This is a genomic window from Shewanella sp. SM74, from assembly GCF_025653725.1.
Lineage (GTDB): Bacteria > Pseudomonadota > Gammaproteobacteria > Enterobacterales > Shewanellaceae > Shewanella > Shewanella oncorhynchi.
Genome location: NZ_JAKKRZ010000012.1, coordinates 120162 through 139987, shown reverse-complemented (window position 1 = coordinate 139987; position 19826 = coordinate 120162). Strand labels below are relative to the sequence as shown.

The 19826-nt window shown below is 45.3% G+C and carries 16 protein-coding genes, 1 other RNA gene and 1 pseudogene; 9 read left to right on the top strand and 9 right to left on the bottom strand.

The annotated features are described in order from the left end of the window. Positions 1 to 33: 33 nt before the first annotated feature. Positions 34 to 432 (bottom strand): thiol-disulfide oxidoreductase DCC family protein, encoded by a 399-nt coding sequence (locus tag L5M49_RS13980; protein WP_173247430.1) that lies wholly within the window; start codon positions 430 to 432, stop codon positions 34 to 36. 283 nt (positions 433 to 715) lie between these two features. Here L5M49_RS13980 and folM point away from each other — a divergent pair, with 283 nt between their 5' ends. After that, the gene (gene folM, locus L5M49_RS13975; protein ID WP_263266296.1) at positions 716 to 1462 is read left to right on the top strand and encodes a dihydromonapterin reductase; all 747 of its coding nucleotides are present in this window, start codon (positions 716 to 718) and stop codon (positions 1460 to 1462) included. Positions 1463 to 1493: 31 nt separating this feature from the next. Here the strand turns inward: folM and L5M49_RS13970 are convergent, their stop codons facing one another. From L5M49_RS13970 to L5M49_RS13960, 3 genes are all read right to left on the bottom strand, one after another. Then, positions 1494 to 2192: a 5-formyltetrahydrofolate cyclo-ligase gene (locus L5M49_RS13970; protein ID WP_263266295.1), complete on the bottom strand. Its 699-nt coding sequence runs from the start codon at positions 2190 to 2192 to the stop codon at positions 1494 to 1496. A 9-nt stretch (positions 2193 to 2201) separates the two neighbouring features. After that, positions 2202 to 2382, bottom strand: a non-coding RNA gene (gene ssrS / locus L5M49_RS13965) — 6S RNA. Between the two features lie 117 nt (positions 2383 to 2499). Then, positions 2500 to 2802 (bottom strand): cell division protein ZapA, encoded by a 303-nt coding sequence (locus tag L5M49_RS13960; RefSeq protein ID WP_105250206.1) that lies wholly within the window; start codon positions 2800 to 2802, stop codon positions 2500 to 2502. A 235-nt stretch (positions 2803 to 3037) separates the two neighbouring features. Here L5M49_RS13960 and L5M49_RS13955 point away from each other — a divergent pair, with 235 nt between their 5' ends. From L5M49_RS13955 to gcvP, 6 genes are all read left to right on the top strand, one after another. Next, the gene (locus tag L5M49_RS13955) at positions 3038 to 3613 is read left to right on the top strand and encodes a UPF0149 family protein (protein ID WP_105252998.1); all 576 of its coding nucleotides are present in this window, start codon (positions 3038 to 3040) and stop codon (positions 3611 to 3613) included. Between the two features lie 179 nt (positions 3614 to 3792). Next, positions 3793 to 5034: a 2-octaprenyl-6-methoxyphenyl hydroxylase gene (gene ubiH / locus L5M49_RS13950; RefSeq protein WP_263266294.1), complete on the top strand. Its 1242-nt coding sequence runs from the start codon at positions 3793 to 3795 to the stop codon at positions 5032 to 5034. Positions 5035 to 5076: 42 nt separating this feature from the next. Next, the gene (locus tag L5M49_RS13945; protein ID WP_263163560.1) at positions 5077 to 6300 is read left to right on the top strand and encodes an FAD-dependent monooxygenase; all 1224 of its coding nucleotides are present in this window, start codon (positions 5077 to 5079) and stop codon (positions 6298 to 6300) included. Positions 6301 to 6553: 253 nt separating this feature from the next. Next, the gene (gcvT, locus tag L5M49_RS13940; RefSeq protein WP_263266293.1) at positions 6554 to 7648 is read left to right on the top strand and encodes a glycine cleavage system aminomethyltransferase GcvT; all 1095 of its coding nucleotides are present in this window, start codon (positions 6554 to 6556) and stop codon (positions 7646 to 7648) included. Between the two features lie 25 nt (positions 7649 to 7673). Next, on the top strand, positions 7674 to 8063 hold the full coding sequence (gene gcvH / locus L5M49_RS13935; RefSeq protein WP_011845766.1) for a glycine cleavage system protein GcvH: 390 nt from the start codon (positions 7674 to 7676) through the stop codon (positions 8061 to 8063). A 122-nt stretch (positions 8064 to 8185) separates the two neighbouring features. Then, on the top strand, positions 8186 to 11074 hold the full coding sequence (gcvP, locus tag L5M49_RS13930; protein ID WP_263139663.1) for an aminomethyl-transferring glycine dehydrogenase: 2889 nt from the start codon (positions 8186 to 8188) through the stop codon (positions 11072 to 11074). A 208-nt stretch (positions 11075 to 11282) separates the two neighbouring features. Here the strand turns inward: gcvP and L5M49_RS13925 are convergent, their stop codons facing one another. The 4 genes from L5M49_RS13925 to L5M49_RS13910 form a co-directional block, all read right to left on the bottom strand. Then, positions 11283 to 13424 (bottom strand): AAA family ATPase, encoded by a 2142-nt coding sequence (locus L5M49_RS13925; RefSeq protein ID WP_263266292.1) that lies wholly within the window; start codon positions 13422 to 13424, stop codon positions 11283 to 11285. Beyond that, positions 13414 to 14064 (bottom strand): hypothetical protein, encoded by a 651-nt coding sequence (locus L5M49_RS13920; RefSeq protein ID WP_263167779.1) that lies wholly within the window; start codon positions 14062 to 14064, stop codon positions 13414 to 13416. The genes L5M49_RS13925 and L5M49_RS13920 overlap by 11 nt, the downstream gene beginning before the upstream one ends. A 12-nt stretch (positions 14065 to 14076) precedes the next feature. Further along, positions 14077 to 15984 (bottom strand): SIR2 family NAD-dependent protein deacylase, encoded by a 1908-nt coding sequence (locus L5M49_RS13915; protein ID WP_263266291.1) that lies wholly within the window; start codon positions 15982 to 15984, stop codon positions 14077 to 14079. A gap of 64 nt (positions 15985 to 16048) precedes the next feature. Beyond that, the gene (locus L5M49_RS13910; RefSeq protein ID WP_263266290.1) at positions 16049 to 16963 is read right to left on the bottom strand and encodes a nuclease-related domain-containing protein; all 915 of its coding nucleotides are present in this window, start codon (positions 16961 to 16963) and stop codon (positions 16049 to 16051) included. 351 nt (positions 16964 to 17314) lie between these two features. On the opposite strand from L5M49_RS13910, the gene L5M49_RS13905 reads away from it, so the two are divergent. Then, positions 17315 to 18130: a substrate-binding periplasmic protein gene (locus L5M49_RS13905; protein ID WP_263266289.1), complete on the top strand. Its 816-nt coding sequence runs from the start codon at positions 17315 to 17317 to the stop codon at positions 18128 to 18130. A gap of 57 nt (positions 18131 to 18187) precedes the next feature. Here L5M49_RS13905 and L5M49_RS13900 read toward each other — a convergent pair. Next, a pseudogene (locus L5M49_RS13900) lies at positions 18188 to 18256 on the bottom strand (DUF3297 domain-containing protein); the annotation flags it as partial. A 265-nt stretch (positions 18257 to 18521) separates the two neighbouring features. Here L5M49_RS13900 and thrS point away from each other — a divergent pair. Further along, positions 18522 to 19721 (top strand): threonine--tRNA ligase, encoded by a 1200-nt coding sequence (thrS, locus tag L5M49_RS13895; RefSeq protein ID WP_263266288.1) that lies wholly within the window; start codon positions 18522 to 18524, stop codon positions 19719 to 19721. Positions 19722 to 19826 lie beyond the last annotated feature (105 nt).

The window sequence follows — 19826 nt, the reverse complement described above, 5'->3', positions numbered from 1 at the left end:
TTATGCCTGCGTTTTACTCTTTCTAAAGCTCATTCAGCGGCGCTTAGTGGGAATTTGGCAGTTATCGTCGCAGCGGGCTTTGCCCGTCAGTAAATAGGAGATGCGGTATCTGTGTTTTGCGAATCTGAGATAGCACCAATCGGCGACAGTTTTAATCACGGGCAGGCGTAATAGTTGGATCCAAGCGCGCGTCCCTGTCAGTGCCCACGCTTTACAGGTGACATCTAACCCGAGTAACACTTCGCCCGTTGCGGTTTCACCGTGAAGAATAGTATTGGCGTAGTCTCTATCTATATGGCTGAAACGCTCGCTAAAGTCGGGCGCATTTAAATCCTCTAGCGCAATCAAGTTCTTAGGATCGCGTGCTTTCAGTTGACGCATTTCGGCGCTACATAATGGGCAGTTACCATCATAAAAAATCCGCAGTTCCATCGGGTCCACCTCTGATGACTTGATCACAATACTTGGTCTAAGCTCTTGGCTTGTGCACTTAAGCTTGGTTTCTTCTAGCCTATACGCAGAATAAAGGGTTTTAGATCGCAGCTGATTTTTAATCGACGCTGATTTTAAATTGAATCCGCGCCTCATTTGGCTTTTTGTTAGGTTAAATTCAAACGAGTACAGTAACATCTTGGTTATTCATCAGGTTAACTTGATTGCTTACCTTTAAGTGAACAAGGTAAAGCCTGACAAATAACGACTCAAAAGGATAGGTATGACATCTCCCATCATAATCACAGGCGTGGGTAAACGCATCGGTTACGCCTTAGCCAAGCATTTTCTTGCCCAAGGTCAGCAGGTGATTGGTACTTATCGTAGCCACTACGATAGCATTGATGAGCTGAACGCTTTAGGTGCGACTCTGTATCCCTGCGATTTTTATGACGATGCCCAAGTGCAAGCCTTAATTGATGAGTTAACTCAACTGCCTCAAATTCGTGCCATTATTCACAATGCTTCGGACTGGCTGCCTGATCCTGTTCTTACAAAGAATGAGCCTTTAAAGAGTACCACTTTTACGTCGAGCCAAGTGCTGCAGCAGATGATGCAAGTGCATGTGAGCGTGCCCTATCAGTTGAACTTGGCCTTAGAGGCGCAGCTACGTGCCGCTGCTGGCGATGAAATCGGCGGCAGTGATGTGATTCATATTACCGATTACGTGGCAGAGAAGGGCAGTCAGAAGCACATAGCCTATGCCGCCAGTAAAGCCGCGCTGCACAATATGACGCTATCCTTTGCCGCCAAATTTGCGCCCGAGGTGAAAGTGAATTCGATTGCGCCGGCGATGATCCTCTTTAATACCGGTGATGACGCCGCCTATCAGCAAAAAACCTTAGCCAAAGCGTTATTACCTAAAGAGGCGGGGAATGAGGAGATAATCGAACTCGTGGACTACCTGCTTAATAGCCGTTACGTCACCGGTCGTTGCCATAATGTCGACGGCGGCCGCCAGTTAAAATAGTCATTTGATTTTTCGAGCAACAGCTAATGGCTTAAAACGTCAGTAAGCGACTTGGGGTGATAATAAACGGCAAAGGCACATCCCAATGCTCGCAGGGTAAACTCACCACTTGCTGGCAGTCGTGGGCGTAACCCATAGGCAAAGGTTTACCTTTAAGCTGCCAGTTTGCCAGCGTCCTATCGTAATAACCGCCGCCCATGCCCATGCGATTCCCCATTAAATCAAACGCCACCAAGGGCGTGATAACCACATCTAGCTCTGTTACTGGGATAATGGCGCGCACATCTAACTTAGGTTCTAAGATGCCGAATTGATTCGCCTGCATCGGGGTATCAGCACTGTAATGCAGGAATAACAGTTGCCCAGCATTGAAGGGATGCAACCTTGGCAGATAGGTGTGAATACCCAATTGCCACAGCGCAGCGATCAGCGGCGGCGTGGCGAGTTCGCCATCGTGGGTGAGATATAATGCCACATGTTGCGCTTTGTTGGTCTGCAATGCATCGAGCATTCGTTGGCTGGCGCTTAAGCTTGCTTGGGTTTGCTCGGTTTCTGAAAGGGATTTGCGGGCGGTACGAATGCTTTTGCGTAACTGATTGCGGCTTTCTTTTGTATGGAGTGCGATATTTGCCGCATAGTTTGTGACATCTACGGCATCAGCGACTTCTACGGCAAGTTGCGCCGTGTCGCTTTGGGGATTCAAATGAGAAAGTTTGGAAGATGTAGACATAGAATTAAGATGCTCCCCAGAATGCCGCTACCGGTGTAGCCCTTGAACCGTAGGTTCAAGGCGGGTAAATGATTACCTCCTAAGGCTTCTCGGTACAAGCCGAGCATGCACAATGTCAGTAAAGCATTCACCCTGAGATAAAAATTATCGGCACAGGGACATTACCAGTTGGCATGCATCCCAGGGAGCAAAACGGTATTGAATCGCTAAAGCATTGGTTTATGTTGATAATCCAGTTTAGCCATTCACTGTGCGTCAGTTGGTTTAACTCAATGAGTGTTAAATCACTAAGGTGCACAGTTTAAATCTATTTAGTTGAACGCTCAACTAAGGCACTTTCGAGGGTCGACTGCAGCAAGCTGATCCTGTCGTCCATCTGTTGCATGTAGTGCTTATTTTTTTGCTTTTCTTGGAACAACTCGTGTCCAATATTCAGCGCCGCCATGATCGCAATTTCTTCACGGCTTAGGCTATTGGTTCGGGTTTTTAACGCACTGAGTTGTTGTTCAACTCCCAACGCTACCGTACGTAAGGCATCCTCTTGACCTTTCGGGCAAGCGATAGAGTAGGTGCGCCCAAGTAGGGTAATTTCAACAGCACTGTTACTCATGTCGCGGGTGATCCTTTCGTTAGCCTCTTAGGGCGGACTATATAGGGCTGATCTTAAAAGTGCAAGGTAAGCCGCAAATGGATTGGTCTTTGACGGTTTTGTTTGCTGTTTGTGTGAGCAGTTGGATAGTTTTTTATCAGGGCGTGGCCGATTTCGCCATTATTGGGATTCAGTATTGGTTCAAGTCTTTATCTCTGCTAGCATTGCTGCTGGAAAAATCTTATTGGGATCTGATATGGCAACCCCTCCTTCGTTACGTATCGACAGCTTAAAACTCGCCTTAGATGCGGCTGAAATCGGCCAGCATCCGGTAGAAGTTCACGGTGCTTTAGTCGGTTTAATCTGCGGTGGTGTAGAGCAAACTGGCGACACTTGGATCAAGCCTTTATTCGACCTGATGAACGATGGTCAACCTTTGCCAGCGCAGTTGCACCAATTAGTGTGTGATTTGTTTAACGATTCAGTGACGCGTTTAGTGGATTTTGAATTTGGTTTCATGCCGCTGTTGCCCGAAGAAGAAGAGCCGCTCAGCCAACGTGTTGAAGCCTTGTCCCTGTGGACCCAGAGTTTTTTGACTGGCATGGCGATTATTCAGCCGAAACTGAATCAAGCCTCGGCAGAAGTACGTGAAGTGATCAAAGACTTGGCGGAAATTGCCCAAGTGGAATTTGATGTTGCCGACGATGAAGAATCCGAAGCCGCTTACACTGAATTACTCGAGTTTGTACGTATTGCAGCCATCATGTGTTACTCGGAGTTTGGTCCTGAGCTTCCCCATGGCGAGGCTGACGATACTGCGGTGGTGCATTAATTTACCGCGGTTGTTTAATGTTCAATAAGTTAACACAGTAGTGGCTTCATTAGATGTCAAAGGTGGGCAAACCTGCCTTTGAGTCCATAGCACTGGTGTTTTTGAGTGCATAGCATTGATGTTTACATCTTTTATGTTTACATGCCTTAGTGTTATGCCAAAGCTTGAATGAGATCCCCATGACGGCCACAAATCACATGGATACTTCAGTTCAACACGTCGACATCGCGATTGTAGGCGGTGCGATGGCGGGGGCGACGCTCGCGTTGGCTCTCGCGCGTCTTTCTTTATCCGCAGCTAGGCCGCTTTCCATCGCCTTAATCGAGGCGCACCTTCCTGATAAACAACACCCCGGATTCGATGCTCGCTCCATCGCTATCGCCCACGGTTCTATTTTCGAATTATCCCGTTTAGGTTTATGGCAAAAGCTCGCCCATTTGGGCACGGCGATTGAAAATATCCATGTGTCGGATCGCGGCCACTTTGGCATGACAGAACTCAATGCGGCGCAGTTTCATTTAGATGCCCTAGGCCAAGTGGTTGAGCTTGAACGGGTTGGCCAAGTGCTGTTTAACGAGTTGAATAAGAGTAGTGTCAAACTCTATTGCCCCGCCAAGCTTGCCCAAGTAGAACCCGCCGTTGAAGGTCACACCTTAGTGCTCGATACGGGCGAGCGAATTAAAGCCAAACTTGTGGTTGCCGCAGATGGTTTGCAATCCAAAGTGCGCAGCAGTTTTAATTTGCCTGTGACCCAAGTGGCCTTTGAGCAAACGGCCATTATTGCTAATATTCAAACTGCCGATTTGCCAACCAATAGGCCTCACAAACATTGGGCCTATGAGCGCTTTACCCAAACGGGTCCCTTAGCGTTATTGCCTATGGCCGATATTCAAGGTCAACCTCGATTATCTCTCGTTTGGGCGCTCGATGATGCGCGGGCTAAACAGATGCAAACCGCGCCGAAAGCGGAATTTTTAGCGGCGCTGCAACAGGCCTTTGGTTATCGTGCGGGCACGTTTATCGATGTCAGCACGCGCCATGCGTATCCGCTTAATTTGTCTTATATGCCAAGGCCAATTCATCACAGATGTGTGTTTATCGGCAATGCGGCGCAGACACTGCATCCGATTGCGGGGCAAGGGTTTAACTTAGGGTTGAGAGATGTGGTGAGTTTGCTCGAGATAATCCAAACGGCGCTCGCACAGGGTGACGATATCGGCTCCGCCGCTGTGACCCATGCGTACCTTAATGCCCGCGAGCACGACAGAAACAGCACTATCCGAAATATCGAATTTTTAGTCCGTGGCTTTTCAAACCAATATTGGCCGATGGCGCTGGGGCGTAACTTAGGATTACGGCTTTTGTCTTGGTTTCCGCCACTGAAAACCCCCGTCGCTCAAAAGGCAATGGGCTGGAAATAACTCAGTAATTTACTGGTATCGCAACGCGAAAAGGATGTACCCATGTTAAGTTCACAAGCCTATGACATCGCCATTGTGGGTGGCGGCATGGTGGGACTCGCCACCGCGATTGGATTGGCGCAGGCCGATCTGAATGTCGTCGTTATCGATGCGGGCCACACTGAGGCCGTGAGCGGCGAGCCGCGTTTACGGGTGAGCGCCATCAATAAGGCGAGCCAGCGCTTGTTAGAAAACTTAGGGGCATGGAGTTATTTAGATACTTCCCGCGCTACGCCTTATCAAAAAATGGCGGTGTGGGATAAAGACGGTTTCGGTAAAATTGCCTTTGATGCCAACAGCATCAGCGAAACCAGTCTCGGCGCGATTATCGAAAACGATGCCATTAGCTTTGCCCTCGCGAAACGCGCCAGTGAGTTTGACAATATCACCCATATTCAAAACCAACGCATAGAGCGCATTGCTTTTGGTGAGCGCGAAGCTTGGTTGACCCTTGCCAATGGCGCCGATTCTGAAATAGAAAGTGTCAGTGCCGCACTTGTGATAGCCGCTGATGGCGCCAACTCTTGGGTGCGCGAGCAATGCAAGATCCCGCTGACATTCTGGGATTACGGCCACCACGCAATCGTCGCAACTATTCGTACCGAAATGCCACACCTTGCCACCGCCCGCCAAGTGTTTTTGCAGGACGGCCCGCTAGCATTTTTACCTCTGTATGAAGACAATCTCTGCTCTATCGTCTGGTCGGTGCCGCCCGAGCGCGCCACTGAGTTATTGGCAATGGATAAAGTGCAATTTGAGCGCAACTTAACCGCGGCTTTCGACGGTCGTTTGGGGATCTGTCAGCTGGAAAGCGAGCGCCAAGCTTTCCCATTACGGATGCGCTACGCCCGCCATTTTGCCCGCCACCGTTTAGTGTTGGCAGGCGACGCTGCCCATACTATTCATCCGCTGGCTGGCCAAGGGGTGAACCTCGGCTTTTTAGATGCGGCCAGCATCATCGAAGTCATCAGCGAATTACAGCAAGCGGGTAAAGATATCGGCGATTATGCGCAGCTGCGTGCACTTGAACGTTGGCGCAAAGCCGATGCAATGGAGATGATCGCGGCGATGGAGGGCTTTAAACGCCTATTCGAAGGTTCAAACCCAGTCAAAAAGGCGATTCGCGATCTGGGCTTAAATCTGGTTGATAATGTCGCTGGGCTGAAAACAGTGTTCATACAACAGGCCATGGGCAATAAGTCGGCACTGCCTAAGTTGTGCCGTTAGCCTAGGTTGCGCTAATGTGATCAGAATTGCCGACAATATTAGCAATTTGACTGCAAGCTGCGCAAATCTGGCCTTCGCATGTAAAAAAATTACATGTTGAAGATGAGAAAATCTAATGGCAATGGCTTCGGATTAGAAAAATCTCCTGTATACAAATTTGTGACGCAAGGTATAATTTCGCCGCATTTTAGACCCTAGTATCTACACCCTACACTAGGCAGAGACCTGAAAAAGGCCGCAAAAAGGGATAACAATGGCTAACAAAACTATTCTGTTTAACAAGCACTTAGAATCAAACGCTAAGATGGTCGACTTCCACGGTTGGGATATGCCCCTCAACTATGGTTCACAAATCGAAGAACACAACGCTGTGCGTCAAGACGCGGGTATGTTCGACGTATCCCACATGACTGTGGTTGATGTGATAGGTAGCGACGCTTGTGCATTTCTACGTAAGTTGCTGGCGAACGATGTGGCTAGACTTAAAGTGCCAGGTAAAGCCTTATACAGCGGCATGTTAGATGACAATGCCGGTATCATCGACGACCTCATCACTTACTACCTCACTGACACTAACTACCGCGTGGTAGTGAACTCAGCGACCCGCGAAAAAGATCTCGCTTGGATCGCCAAGCAATCCCAAGGTTTTGATGTCACTGTAACTGAGCGTCCTGAGCTGGCGATGATTGCCGTTCAAGGTCCTAACGCAAAAGCGAAAGCCGCTGCCGTGTTCAGTGCCGAGCAAAACGCCGCCATCGAAGGCATGAAACCTTTCTTCGGTAAGCAAGCTGGCTCACTGTTTATTGCGACTACGGGCTACACAGGTGAAGCGGGCTACGAAATTATCGTCCCAGAAGATGAAGCCCAAGCCTTGTGGCAAGCATTGTTAGAGCAAGGGGTTAAACCTTGTGGTCTCGGTGCCCGTGACACGCTGCGTCTCGAAGCTGGTATGAACCTTTACGGTTTAGACATGGACGAAACCATCAACCCATTGGCCGCCAACATGGGCTGGACTATTGCATGGGAACCAAACGACCGTGACTTCATCGGCCGTAAAGCCCTCGAAACACTTCGCGATGCCGGAACCAGCAAACTTGTTGGTCTAGTGATGGAAGAAAAGGGCGTGTTACGCCATGATATGCCAGTATTTTTCACCGACGCAGCCGGTGTAGAGCAACAAGGCGTGATCACCAGCGGGACTTTCTCGCCAACATTGGGCTATTCTATTGCGATGGCACGTGTTCCTAGTTCGATTGGGGATACTGCGGAAGTCGAAATGCGTAAAAAACGTGTGGCTGTTAGAGTAGTGGCGCCAAACTTTGTGCGCAACGGTAAACAAGCATTTTAAAAAAACGGAACAAGGAACAAGAACAATGAGCAATATTCCGACAGAACTGAAATACGCCTCTTCACACGAATGGATCCGCAAGGAAGAAGACGGTAGCTACACAGTAGGTATCACTGAGCACGCCCAAGAGCTGTTAGGTGACATGGTTTTCGTTGAACTCCCAGAAGTTGGCGACACTGTGACTGCGGGTGAAGACTGTGCTGTAGCTGAATCAGTAAAAGCGGCGTCTGACATTTATGCCCCTATTTCTGGCGAAGTGATTGCCGTGAACGAAGCGCTGGAAGATTCGCCAGAACTCGTTAACAGCAGTGCTTACGGCGAAGGCTGGTTCTTCCGCGTAATGCCTTCTGACGAATCAGAAGTCGACGCTCTGCTGGATGCTGAAGGCTACCAAGCTGTCATCGACGAAGAATAATCGTCGACGCTAACGAAGCCCTAAGGGGCTTCGTTTGTTTTAGCGCAAGATTGACATAACAACAGTCCGTTAATCAGTACCCTACAGTTCTGAATTTCGGCAAATCTGGAACAAGGTTTATCATGACCAAGCAAACCCTCACTCAGTTAGAACAGCACGATTTATTCCTACGTCGTCATATCGGCCCAGATAGCAGCCAACAGCAAGCCATGCTGAACTATGTTGGTGCTGAGTCTCTGGACGATCTGACCGCGCAAATTGTGCCTGAGTCGATCCGTTTAAGCCAAGACCTGAGCATTGGTGATTCCTGCGGCGAAGCCGAAGGCATTGCTTACATTCGTGGTTTAGCGAAACAAAACCAAGTATTTAAGAGCTATATCGGTATGGGTTACTACGGCACTCAAGTGCCAAACGTGATCCTGCGTAACGTATTTGAAAACCCAGGTTGGTACACGGCTTATACGCCATATCAGCCAGAAATCGCCCAAGGCCGTTTAGAAGCCATTCTAAACTTCCAACAAGTGTCGATGGACTTAACGGGTTTAGATTTGGCTTCTGCTTCTTTGTTAGATGAAGCAACTGCTGCTGCCGAAGCGATGGCGCTGGCAAAGCGCGTTTCTAAAGCGAAAAAAGCCAATATCTTCTTCGTTGCCGATGATGTGTTCCCGCAAACCTTAGACGTAGTGAAAACCCGCGCTGAGTGTTTTGGTTTTGAAGTGGTGGTTGGCCCAGCATCTGAGGCCGTTAACCATGAGCTGTTTGGTGCTTTGTTCCAATATACTAACCGTTTCGGTCAAATCACTGACTTCAGCGAATTATTCGCAACTCTGCGTGCGAAGAATGTGGTTGTGACTGTCGCCGCCGACATTATGTCCTTGGTATTACTGAAATCACCGGGCGCTATGGGCGCCGATGTGGTATTTGGTAGTGCGCAGCGTTTTGGCGTGCCAATGGGCTTTGGTGGTCCACACGCGGCCTTCTTCGTTGCCCGTGACGAGCACAAACGTTCTATGCCTGGCCGTATCATTGGTGTGTCAAAAGACGCCCGTGGTAACCGCGCACTGCGTATGGCAATGCAAACTCGTGAGCAACATATCCGCCGCGAAAAAGCCAACTCAAACATTTGTACTGCACAAATTCTGTTGGCGAATATGGCGTCTTTCTACGCCGTATTCCACGGTCCAGATGGCCTGAAAACTATCGCATCACGCATCCACCGTTTCGCCGACATTTTAGCGGCAGGCTTAAAAGCGAAGGGCGTGAACTTAGTCAACAGCACTTGGTTTGATACTGTTAGCATCAAAGGCTTAGATGTTGCTGCCGTCAATGCACGCGCACTGGCTGCTGAAATGAATCTACGTTTCGATGCCGATGGTATTGTGGGCGTGAGCTTAGACGAAACCACATTACGCACAGATATCGAAGCCCTGTTCGATGTGATCTTAGGTGCCGGCCATGGTTTAGATGTTGCCGCGTTAGACGCGCAAATCGTGAGCCAAGGTAGCCAATCGATTCCGGCGGCACTTGTGCGCCAAGATGCGATTTTAAGCCACCCAACCTTCAATCGCTATCAAAGCGAAACCGAGATGATGCGTTATATCAAACGTCTCGAAAGCAAAGACTTAGCACTTAACTACTCGATGATTTCACTGGGCTCTTGCACCATGAAGTTAAACGCAGCGGTTGAAATGCTCCCGGTGAGCTGGCCAGAATTTGCTAACATGCACCCATTCAGCCCACTGGATCAAGCCAAAGGCTTTACTCAGTTGATTGAAGAGTTGTCGACTTGGTTAGTGAACATCACAGGCTACGACGCTGTGTGTATCCAGCCAAACTCAGGCGCTCAAGGTGAATACGCTGGCTTGTTAGCCATCAAGAAATACCATGAGTCACGCGGCGATGCGCACAGAAACATCTGTTTGATCCCGCAATCTGCCCACGGTACTAACCCTGCATCGGCGCAATTAGCCGGTATGCAAGTGGTGGTGACGGCGTGTGATAAGCAAGGTAACGTCGATTTAGAAGATCTGAAGACGAAAGCTGCCGAAGTGGCTGAAAACCTGTCTTGCATCATGATCACTTACCCATCGACCCACGGTGTGTATGAAGAATCTATCCGCGAAATCTGCAACATAGTGCATCAGCACGGCGGTCAAGTGTACTTAGATGGCGCCAACATGAACGCTCAGGTCGGCTTAACGTCTCCTGGCTTTATCGGTGCCGACGTATCACACCTAAACCTGCACAAAACCTTCGCGATTCCACACGGCGGTGGTGGTCCAGGTATGGGCCCAATCGGCGTGAAATCACACTTAGCCCCATTTGTTGCGGGTCACGTTGTGGTTAAACCGGGCCGCGTGAGCGACAACAACGGCGCCGTATCGGCTGCACCTTACGGTAGCGCTGGCATTCTGCCGATCAGCTGGATGTACATTAAGCTGCTTGGTTCAAAGGGCCTGAAAAAGTCGACCCAAACTGCGCTGCTAAACGCTAACTATGTGATGAAGAAGCTGTCAGAACACTACCCAGTATTGTTCCGTGGCCGTAACGATCGCGTCGCGCACGAATGTATTATCGACCTACGTCCACTGAAAGAAGCTTCAGGCGTGACCGAAATGGATATCGCTAAGCGTTTGAATGACTATGGTTTCCACGCGCCAACCATGAGCTTCCCTGTTGCGGGAACTCTGATGATTGAGCCTACGGAATCTGAGTCTAAGGTGGAACTCGATCGTTTCATCGACGCTATGGTGTCAATCCGCGCCGAAATCGCCAAAGTGGAATCGGGCGAATGGCCAGTGGACAACAACCCGCTGCACAACGCACCGCACACTATGGCAGATATCATGGACCCAGAGTTTGATACGCGTCCATACAGCCGCGAAGTGGCCGTGTTCCCAAGTGCAGCAGTGCGTACTAACAAGTTCTGGCCAACCGTGAATCGTATTGATGATGTTTACGGCGACCGTAACTTGATGTGTTCATGCGCACCATTATCAGACTACGAATAATTAATAATGGCTACTTGGCCTAGATAATTCGGCGTCAGCCAACACTTTTCGCTACTCATTGACACCAGTCAACTCCGTGGCGAAAAGCATCGGCTTCCTTGCCTTATCGTCGGCAGTAACGCCATTATTATTCTTCGGCTTCAGTGAATTTGAAGCATGAAAAAGCGAACCGATTGGTTCGCTTTTTTATTGGTGGATTTCTATTTATTCAATTACTAAACAAGCGTTTAATTGCTGATTCTGCTCGAGAAATTGATGAAGTTTGCTCACCCATTTCAACTTTAAAACAGTTGAAACTAGGTCCAGTCTTAGGTGACCAATCCTCAAACTGAATGACTCTCATGCTTCTACCTTGTGGTGGCAGTAAAAAATCCAATAAGCGGTTGGTAAGGTCTTCATGGTGACTAGTAACAATCACTTGTCGTTTCCACTTATCTCCATCGTTAGCATATGCCATCTTTCTGAGTAATACTGCAGCGGGGATCAATTGGTTCATATCTAACGATGTAGTGAAGTCATCAAAACCTATTACTTGATGGTTTAACGTATCTGCGAGCGCTAGATTAAGATTGATGGTCCAACAAATAGCAAGTTGGGTTTTTTGCCCTGTCGATAAGTCGGAAAATTTAACCTCATTTTGTGTTTCAAAAGTCCATGCTGGTTTTTTATCGGTACCAGTATTACTAAGTTTGATTGGGAGGAAGCCTTTAGGAAAATGAAATTTATCAAGTAATGAATTCATGTTTTCAGTCAAACTTTGTAGTTCAACAGCTGGAATCTCGCTCATAAGGTTTAGTAATTGGCTGTTTATTCCAGACTCCTGTTTACAAATTTTTATTGCACTAGATAGTAAGGTTTCCGCGTTTTCAATACTCTCAGGTTGACTAATATTTTTTTCATCAACTTGTTTTTCATACTCAATACTTGACCAATCCCGAAATGTACCAATCAAAATTTTAAGTGAGTAAATATCGTTATTTTCAAATTGAGCTTTTGGCAATTTGGCAAGTTTGTTTTTTGCGTAACTAAGTGCTTCACCGACCGTAAAAGTTGTTTCTTGGAATTTTTCTTTTAACTCAAACTTGAAACGATTGAATTGATCTGCCGCAGTACTATATAAGTTTAATCGTTGGATTTCTGATGAAATTCGTTTACCTTGAACTTCAATGTTTATACGTTGCTGGTATAGTTCTTTAAGCTTTTTCTGGCTCATAACTTTTAATTTATCAAGGTTGTCAGTCAAATCTTCAATAATTTTGGCTAAACTAACGCTTTCAGCATCATTATCAAAAGCACTTAGCCATTGGTCGATATTTTCATGAAAACTATTTAACCAGTTTTCAAGACTATCACTGTCTATAAGCTTTCTTATTGCATCAGATACTTTTTGATATTCTATTCGAAGTTCTTCTTGTTCAGGTAAAAGTTTTTTTATCTCAAGTAAATACTTATTCTCATCAACATCAACAATGAGCAGATCTAACGATGAGGGTGATAAATTATTTCCTTTGCTTCCATCGAACCATTTTACTTCTAATTCAGCAGGTAACTGTTCCAGTCTATCGAAGAGGGCAGGATCAAACTCTGGCTTTTTTTCTTGCTCAGGTTTATCTGCCATTATTTTGAACTCAACATCTCTGAGGCACTTTTCAATATGTGCTAAATATTCAGGAATACTCTCACCTATTACCTGGTTATTACTTGTTAATTCACTTAGTCCTTTAGACAGATTTCTTATTTGTGAGTCCCATTTGCTCTGCAAATTTCCATTGTTTATTGTGAGCGTAGATGACTTTAACAATGCTTTAATAGGATTGTCATTGTTAAGAGATTCTGTTTTTTCAGTGATTATTCCTGCAAATTTCTTCCGTTCTGTTTCATAATCTTTTCGGTATTTACTCTGCTGTAATTGTTGTTGCAATTTTTCTAATTCTATTTGCAGTGATTTAAGGCTCGCTTTCATTGCGTGCGCGGGCTTGTTATCCGGTTCAAGTAGCTGTATGACTTCATTGCAGGCTAGCTCTTTAATATGTTCCTGAAAGAAAAAAGTCGATACAGTCTTTAAAAAATCCCCCCCATGATTTTTTTCACCTATGTCGAACTTATTGCCATTTACCACGACTAACCCAGTTTTTTCATCTTGATTAAGATATTTATTAGGGATGCCGTCTTGGTTCATCGTCCAGTCTAAGGCTTCTAATAATGATGTTTTTCCTACACCATTTTTTCCTGTAATCAGAATTAAATCAGCATTGTCAAAATCAAAACGATTATTTTTTTGACCTTGGTTATACCTATATCCTTTAAAGTTTTGAAGCTCAATTGAACTGATAGTTTTATTAAGCGTCATTTTTTGTTCCTTCAAAGAATTGTGTACCTAACAGGTTATTTAAATCATCAACAATCTCTTGTTGCCAATTTCGAGCCATTTTATCTACTTGTCCATGCTCCAAAGCTTGAAGCACATTATCTGTATATCGCCAAAAAAGCTGTGGTTCAGTACCTGTTGGAATTTTTGCAGAAGGAATAGTCTCAAGTAAAAGTTCCTTAAAACGTTTGTTATCAATACGTTTGGGTGAATACGGCTTAACTTGTAATGCTCCAGTCCATTTATCTACAAGCTCTTTTACACTAGGATACTCTTCAGTATTTGCTATTTGGACAATAAAACGTCCACGATGCCAGTCCTGATCACCTGTTATATTAACCCATTGATTTAATATGTTTTGTTTGTTGATGGCATCAAGGTCAATGATCGCAATTAATGGTGAGAAATAATGAAGGTCGCGAAGTAAATCTGCCAATTGGTCCATTTTCTGCGCGATGTCAAAACGCATATCAGTCCAATTTATTTTGTCAGCATTAATTGCTGGCGATAACCATATAACTAAATTGCAAGCTGATGAGCAATGGACTGAGATAGGCATTACTGATAATGTTTGATCAGTTCTTTTATCTAGCTCGATGCTAAAGTAGTCATTTTTTTCCAATTGTCACTTCCTTTAGACTTGTATTAAGTAAGAGCGCTTATTTAAGCTTGGCTGGTTCGCATAGTAATAATGAGTAGGTGATTGAACTGCATTCATCAGTCTTTTATTTATAGACGAAATACTATTCAAGCGGCCATCATAGAAAATATGCTTCCATCCCAAAGCAATTATGGTGCTAGGTTGCAAGGTGCTTTTGTCCATGATTTTTGATAAACGATGTATTTGTGGTCTAGTACAACTCCCCGCATTTCCTATTAGAAGAATCAACTCTGCGGCACCAGTTATTTCATTTGATATATTTGAATCGGTTAAGAATGATGGGCTGGCTGAAACGTACAGAGATTTCACTTCATCTTTTAGCGAAATCCCAATACCTCTTTTTTGGCAAAAGCTAATCTGTTCTTTACGATTTCTATGCAAAATAAATAGCAACAGCATCAGCTCGGACATCAGCGCTTTATTTTCATTAACGGGTACGTAGTGAGCAGCTTCGTCTTGCTCATTAAAATGACCGTTTAACATCTGAAGACACGTACTAAACGCTTGATAAATATTTTCTGGTAATATTGTCCTAGCACATATCTGTTTTATCGAGCTCAACCAGTCAGGCACACTTGTTATTTGCGATGTTTCATTATCTTGAAGTTTGTCATCTTCAAGAGTCTTTTCAAAGGTCGATAAAATCTCGCCAAGTATTGTAGAAGCATAGGGAACAATTGCAGTAAAACTTGCATTTGCAGCAACAATACTATGCTTAAGCGCATTGATTAACAGCTGGCGATAGATACGCTCAAAAATAGCCTTCCATAGTTCGTCAGCAGATAAAGAACAACCAATCTTAGGGTTCCGTATAATTAACTGATCGCCATCCAGCGCGTTGAAACTATGCTGAAAAGCATATGTTTTAACAATTTGCTGTTGGTGAAAACTAGGATGTGGTGCATAAATTGCTACTATTGGTGCAGATGGTGTATAAAATAAAGTTCCTTTTTCCTTTTTGGGCGAATAGTCGGAATATTCATCCAATACTGTTTGTAATGTATGATGAATTTGTGGTTCGTCGCTACCAAACCCATTAAAAAATAATGTATTAGAACGTAGTCTGTCTTTAAATATATCTGCTGCCCATTGTCGATTACGCCATTGTTGCAGTTGACGTTCAGTAAGTAAGATTCGCTCACATTGATCTGCATTACTACCATCGCCTAGTTCTTCAGCACAACCGTTTATTTTGAAAATTTTAAGATGATTAACGACTCCATTAGACGCAGCACCGAGTTCTCGATATTTATCCAGGTTTGCGATTACATCAGCATACCCCTTGCCTGCAACTTTTTCGTAAGCTTTTTCAAAATTACAATCATAGTTGGTCGTGATAACTTCACTGATTAAGGACTCTCTAGCCAGTTTAGCTATAATTTTATGAGCAGGAGTTGGTTCGAGTTTTGTGTATTCGACAATTCTTAATAACTCAACAAGTCGTTTGTAAGGTGTTTTAGAATTATTCGATTCATCGTATTGGCTATTGGTTTCCCACAGGAAAAGTTCAGCCAAATTTCCTAGTTTAAGGTTTTTTGCTGCCGAAATTACGTCACAAAAGAAGCAGCCAGAATTAATTTTGCCAACCGATACAATTGAATGCCCTAGCTGTTGCAGTCTTATTTGGCATCCTTGTTGAACATTTATTCCGTTAATAGTTGTAATCTGGGTGCAAATTGGGCCATGAAGATTGTTATCAAAACGAGCTACTCGTTTTGATAACAAAGCACATTCTAGGGTTGATACCATCCAAGGCACAGTATGATATCTAAGCCCTTCAGGGTGTTCACTATATAGTGAAATACCAGCACCAGCGACAGGAACACATCGTCTATTTAGAATTTGTCGAACGACATATTCGAAAGAATTATTAGGGGTCATGACCACAGCCTTAATTTGACTTTATCTATTCTCAAAAGTTGAGTCAGATTTAGTTTATCTAAAATCACTTTAACACCTCGCTTTTACTTAGGCATCTTTGTGCGACTTGATAAATAATTTGTTCTACTTGTTGCTGGGTAAGTGCTTGGGTTCTGAGTGTTGGGATAGTGCCGACTAATTGTTTGTGGTTAAGGATCGGGAACGGTGGCTTGGTCTGACAGGTGACATACCAGCCGGGGAATACGAGTACTGGGGTTGAAGATACTGGTGCCCCTGTAGCCTTGGTTAACCATTGGCTGACCCATTGGGCTTGGCGCTGCGCTTGTTCAATTGGTTTGGTTTCTGTCCACGAGGGGAAGTTTAATCGCCCGTCTTTGTAAAATACTTGATAGCCTTTTTTACCAGAGACTGGGCCAGTTCCATTGGTTTGGAGTAGGTCTTTATTGCGCTTATGGCGGCCTTTGGTTTCAATGGCGAATACGCCATTTTTGCCTACGACAAGATGGTCGATGTTAAAGCCGTCAGCTTGTACATCGTGAAACACTTGATAACCCAATGCTTGTAAGCCTATGAGTTCATTGGCTGTGGCAATTTCAGCGGTATGACCGAGGCGTAACTTGGTGAGCTTTGAAAAGTTTTTCCATGTTTTAAAGCCGCAATAGGTTAAGCCCATTAATGCTGTGATGCTTAATAACCAAGGGAATTTACCTACGGCGATATGTGCTTGAATGCTGTTGAGTGCAAAGGGGAAGCAAAAAATCACGGCTCCCATCATCATGTAGCCCATTAAATCTAATTGCAGATCTTGGATTTGCTGTTGTAATCCATAGGCGGGGATGCGGATCAACTGCTCACGATCAACGGGTAGGGTTAGCGTTGCATCGCGGTATTTAAGAAACACATGCAACACTCCAGCGCCGACAAACAGACTGGATAGAATAATTACAACGGATAATAGATTGCTGCCGAAGTCTGCCATTTACGTCCCTGAAATAAAGCGGGTCAACAGCCAATCTAATGACATAACCCGCTAATAAAATGTACTTATAATTTTGGAAAGTGGTGGCCGAGTTGTCTGCTTAGAGTTTGGGCGCATATTGCTGATTTGCTTCTTCTTCCCTAAATGGCGTGCTCGATGATTGAGTTCGAGTTTGCCCTGCATTTTCCTGAGTGGTCACACTTTTTACTTTGTGGTCACACTTTAACCCGCTCTATACGGTTTAATCAATGCGCTTTATCACAATTACAGGCTGGGCCTATGTTTTATGCACTTTAGTTTTCGATTTTTTGAGTTATGCTAAATGCAACATATAAATTCGCGGGCATCTCTATGTATTTTAAAAGTATCCTTGTTTCGTTGCCTTCTGTTTACGCAATTTTGTGTGTGCTTGGTTGTGGTTTTTTCTCGGGCATCATTGTCGCCGCTGAGGTGCAATCGGCTACTTTTTCTAAAGTGTTGCGTGCCGATTTTCGGCATCGTCCTCCTGAGATGGTGCTTGATGAGCGAACTAATACTATGACGAGTCCGTTAAAGGATATTCTTGAGGAAGCGGCGGCTAAGGTCGGTTATCGCGTCGAATGGAGCGCGCGTCCTTTTGCACGCAGCATTCATGAGTTGCGGGTAGGAACGGTCGACATTGTGCCGCGCACGATACGAGACGAAGAGCGAGAGGCATTTGTACGGTTTCTTGGTCCTATCGGCACTCAGACTCGCGATATTTTGTTTCTCGTAAAAGCCGGCGAGGAAGGACGGATTAAGTCCTATGAGGATTTGTATCAGCTTACTGTAGGGGTTAAACGGGGCACAGTTTATTTTGAGCGTTTTAATACGGATCCCGCGCTACGTAAAATTGAGTCTACCGATGATGAAAACATGGCTCGCATGTTTATCATGGGGCGTTTTGACACTATGGTGGTGCTCGATCGTGCCGCCATTGAGAATGCCTTCAAGCAGCTCGGTTACGATCGTTTTAGCTATGCCGATTACCGTCAGTCGAATCGGATCGAACATTATTTTGGTATGTCCCGTAACTCTACCCATGCTGCTATTTTCGATGAACTTAATCGGGCGCTGCTTGATATGGCTGCATCGGGCCGTGTAAAACAGATTTACCAGGCCTATGGTTTAGCCGCAGAAGTAGAATAGGCAAACAAAAACGGCCAATATTAATTGGCCGTTTTTATGATCTAGCTCTTTGCAAGCTTAACGATAAAAGGCTTCAACTGTGTCTTTTACTGTGAGCAAAAGAGGTTGGCCGCGACGGTCTAATAATTCATTATGGATGGCCATTTATTTTGTCTTTATTTTGTCTGCCATTTATTTTTTTATAAACAAAATGCTTGCTGCGATAGGGATGATTTGTTATTACTGGCGCATGAAAAAAATATACGTAAGCGCAATTAACACCACCACTACCACCACGAGAATTCTCGGGGGGTAGTTTTTTGCGTCTTTAAAAAAACCCTCTGAGCGACATCGCCAGAGGGTTTTTTTATACCTTGGTTTTGTATTTCGCTCAGATTTTACTCAGGAGAGAATGATGAAAACACATCGCGAAATTGCAGAACAACTTGACCTATTTCACTCTGAACCACAGGCGCCGGGCATGATTTTTTGGCACCCGAATGGCTGGGTGTTATTCCGAGATATTCAAGAGCACATGAGGCGCGTGTATCGCCGCAATGGTTTTGAGGAAGTGAACACGCCTGTTTTTATGAAGAAGGAGTTATGGCAAACGTCTGGGCATATGGACATGTTTGCAGAGAACATGTTTTTCGGTGGCGGAAAGGAAAACATCGATGAATATGTTTTAAAACCTATGTCTTGTCCTGCCCATATTTTGCTGTTTAAGCGCGGGGTACATAGCCATAGAGATTTGCCACTGCGACTATTTGAGTTTGGCTTGGTGCACCGTAATGAATCCTCAGGCTCGTTAAATGGTTGCCTGCGCGCACGCCAGTTCACTCAGGATGATGCCCATGTTTTTTGCTGTTGGTCTCAGGCAGAGGAGGAGATACGTGGTTTTCTCCAGCGTGCAAAGCAGGTTTATGGTGATTACGGCTACCATAATTTAGACGTAAAAATATCGACTAAACCTGAGAAGGCATTAGGCAGCGATGAGCAATGGTGCCGAGCACAAAAGCTATTGGATTCAGCCTGCCAGATTGAGGGCTTTGATGCCGAGTATCAAGCTGGCGAAGGGGCTTTTTATGGTCCCAAAATTGAATTGTCACTGACAGATTCTATGGGAAGACGCTGGCAGTGTGGCACTATCCAGTTTGATTTCAATTTGCCTGAAAGATTCGATGTTCACTACACAAATGAGCAAGGTGAATTCGAACGGCCAGTAATTATGCACCAAGCTATGTATGGCTCTATCGAGCGTTGGTTGGGGATTCTCTTGGAAGTCTCACAGGGTAACCTTCCTGTTTGGTTACATCCTGTACCTGTTGCTATTGCCTCTGTAAATGAGTCAAACAGCCAATTTGTCCGTCAGTTAGCCGCATTATGTTTAGCACGAGACATGCGAGTGTTGGTTGATATCAGTCAAAACTCAGTTGCCCGCAAAATGAAACGCTTTCACAAGCAAAAAGTGCCTTACATCCTAACGGTTGGGGATAAAGAAGAGGCCGAGAAGTGTGTGTCAGTTAAGTGCCGCAAAGATGGTGTGATGACTCATATCCCTCTTGCTGAATTAGCTGACTATCTTGCCGATAAACTAGTGCGCAAACAATAACCTAAGGAAGGCGGTGTTTGTTATCTAAGGCTAGGGTTCCCACGGCTAGCCTTTACTCATTTTATGATCCGGCTCTTTGCGCTAAGGCTTAACGATAAAAGGCTT

What these genes read in the sequence shown, in the direction of transcription:
- L5M49_RS13925 (WP_263266292.1), bottom strand. Translation starts at nt 13,424, where the DNA reads ATGACGCTTAATAAAACTATCAGTTCAATTGAGCTTCAAAACTTTAAA.
- L5M49_RS13960 (WP_105250206.1), bottom strand. Translation starts at nt 2,802, where the DNA reads ATGAGTAACAGTGCTGTTGAAATTACCCTACTTGGGCGCACCTACTCT.
- gcvP (WP_263139663.1), top strand. Translation starts at nt 8,186, where the DNA reads ATGACCAAGCAAACCCTCACTCAGTTAGAACAGCACGATTTATTCCTA.
- L5M49_RS13945 (WP_263163560.1), top strand. Translation starts at nt 5,077, where the DNA reads ATGTTAAGTTCACAAGCCTATGACATCGCCATTGTGGGTGGCGGCATG.
- L5M49_RS13970 (WP_263266295.1), bottom strand. Translation starts at nt 2,192, where the DNA reads ATGTCTACATCTTCCAAACTTTCTCATTTGAATCCCCAAAGCGACACG.
- L5M49_RS13915 (WP_263266291.1), bottom strand. Translation starts at nt 15,984, where the DNA reads ATGACCCCTAATAATTCTTTCGAATATGTCGTTCGACAAATTCTAAAT.
- gcvT (WP_263266293.1), top strand. Translation starts at nt 6,554, where the DNA reads ATGGCTAACAAAACTATTCTGTTTAACAAGCACTTAGAATCAAACGCT.
- folM (WP_263266296.1), top strand. Translation starts at nt 716, where the DNA reads ATGACATCTCCCATCATAATCACAGGCGTGGGTAAACGCATCGGTTAC.
- L5M49_RS13955 (WP_105252998.1), top strand. Translation starts at nt 3,038, where the DNA reads ATGGCAACCCCTCCTTCGTTACGTATCGACAGCTTAAAACTCGCCTTA.
- L5M49_RS13905 (WP_263266289.1), top strand. Translation starts at nt 17,315, where the DNA reads ATGTATTTTAAAAGTATCCTTGTTTCGTTGCCTTCTGTTTACGCAATT.
- L5M49_RS13980 (WP_173247430.1), bottom strand. Translation starts at nt 432, where the DNA reads ATGGAACTGCGGATTTTTTATGATGGTAACTGCCCATTATGTAGCGCC.
- L5M49_RS13910 (WP_263266290.1), bottom strand. Translation starts at nt 16,963, where the DNA reads ATGGCAGACTTCGGCAGCAATCTATTATCCGTTGTAATTATTCTATCC.
- ubiH (WP_263266294.1), top strand. Translation starts at nt 3,793, where the DNA reads ATGACGGCCACAAATCACATGGATACTTCAGTTCAACACGTCGACATC.
- gcvH (WP_011845766.1), top strand. Translation starts at nt 7,674, where the DNA reads ATGAGCAATATTCCGACAGAACTGAAATACGCCTCTTCACACGAATGG.
- thrS (WP_263266288.1), top strand. Translation starts at nt 18,522, where the DNA reads ATGATGAAAACACATCGCGAAATTGCAGAACAACTTGACCTATTTCAC.